Consider the following 1,678-nt stretch of genomic DNA (forward strand, 5'->3'; position numbering starts at 1 on the left):
GAAAAGAGGAAAAATTGAATGTACTGTTAGTACACTTATTAACAGTTCAGAACTATCACAAATTGATGAGTCAGAACTTGAGAAACTAGCAAAAAGCATAAATACCATAAAGAAACACATAGATTTTGCTCAGGTAAATGCTTTGGAAATACTTAACACACCAGGTATTCTCAAGAACGGCAGTGGCTTAAATGAAGAAATTGAAAAGAAGCTTAATGATGGATTTAAAAGAGCTCTTGAAAAGCTAATAGAAAGCAGAAAAAGGGAAGGAGAAAAACTAAAAGTTTCCTTACTTTCTTTACTTGATAACGTTGAAACCTGCGTTCAGAAAATCAAACCAATGCTAGATAAAATCGTTTCAGATCAAAGACAGAAACTTCTTGATAAGATTGCTTCTTTTGATATTGAAGTTGATGAAAACAGAATTGAACAGGAAGTTGTCTTAGCAGCTCAAAAAGCTGATGTTCAAGAAGAATATGACAGACTATGTGCTCATATTGCTGAGGTTAGAAATATTCTTCAAAAAGGTGGTCTAGTAGGTAAGAGATTAGACATCATGATGCAGGAACTTAACCGTGAGTCTAATACACTTGCATCAAAGGCATCTTCAATTGAGTTAACAAAAATTGCAGTGGATTTAAAGGTGCTTATCGAGCAGATGAGAGAGCAGATTCAAAATCTAGAATAAGCCAAAAAAAGTGATAAAATACGCTCACATTTTTCTTAAATTCTGGACACAAAAATGAAATTTAAATTTATTATTGCAGTTATTTTATCTGCCTTATATCTTCAAGGATGCACAACTAATACAACTTCTATGTTTGGTGATGACAGAAGTCAGCTTATGCTGATTTCTGAGGAAAAGCTAAATCAGGAAGCTAAGGAAAGCTACGATCAGGTTTTAGCTCAGGCAAAAGCACAGAAAACTTTAAACGCTGATAAGAAGTTCTACAACAGAGTTAAAAAGATATCAGATCGCTTAATCAAGGTAGCACCAGAGCTTAGAGCTGACTGCAAAGACTGGAACTGGGAAATTAACACCATTAAAGAATCTACTGTTAACGCATGGTGTATGCCAGGTGGAAAGATTGTTGTTTATACCGGTTTAAATGACACTCTAAAGTTAAACGATAATGAGCTTGCAGCTGTTATCGGCCATGAAATTTCTCATGCTATCAAAGAGCATTTAAGAGAACAGAGAAGTCAGGCTGAATTACAAACTTCAGCTACAAAAATTGCATCTTTACTTGGTGTAAAGAAATCAATCACAAATACAGCTAACGTTGCATATCAAGCTGCATTTGCAATGCCTTTCTCTCGTGATCAGGAAAGCGAGTCTGACAAATTAGGCCTTGAGCTTATGTATAAGGCAAACTTCGATCCTAACGGTGCTGTTACAGTTATGGAGAAGATGAATCAGTTTGAAAAGAAAGCTCAGGCAGAATCTGGCGACAAGCCAAATGCAGCTTCTGCATTCTTAAACAAAATCACTAGCACTCACCCAGCAAGTGAGGACAGAGCTAATGATCTAAAAGAGCTAATTCAAAAGCACGGATTAAAAGCTGAAGTCAAATAATATTTGATATTTTAATTTGATAAATGCTCTGATTTCTTTACAGGATCAGAGCATTTTTGTATCTGAAATATTACAGCAGTCTTACTGTTTCAATCATTTGAA

General features: G+C 35.2%; 2 protein-coding genes. Both read left to right on the forward strand.

The features are described 5' to 3' along the window. Positions 1 to 688: YicC/YloC family endoribonuclease (locus tag ACJML3_RS00865; RefSeq protein ID WP_406019792.1), on the forward strand; the 688-nt coding region annotated here is incomplete at its 5' end. A gap of 54 nt (positions 689 to 742) precedes the next feature. After that, positions 743 to 1,576 (forward strand): M48 family metallopeptidase, encoded by an 834-nt coding sequence (locus ACJML3_RS00870; protein WP_406019793.1) that lies wholly within the window; start codon positions 743 to 745, stop codon positions 1,574 to 1,576. Positions 1,577 to 1,678 lie beyond the last annotated feature (102 nt).

The sequence above is a fragment of the Succinivibrio sp. genome (genome assembly GCF_045124615.1).
Classification (GTDB): Bacteria; Pseudomonadota; Gammaproteobacteria; order Enterobacterales; family Succinivibrionaceae; genus Succinivibrio; species Succinivibrio faecicola.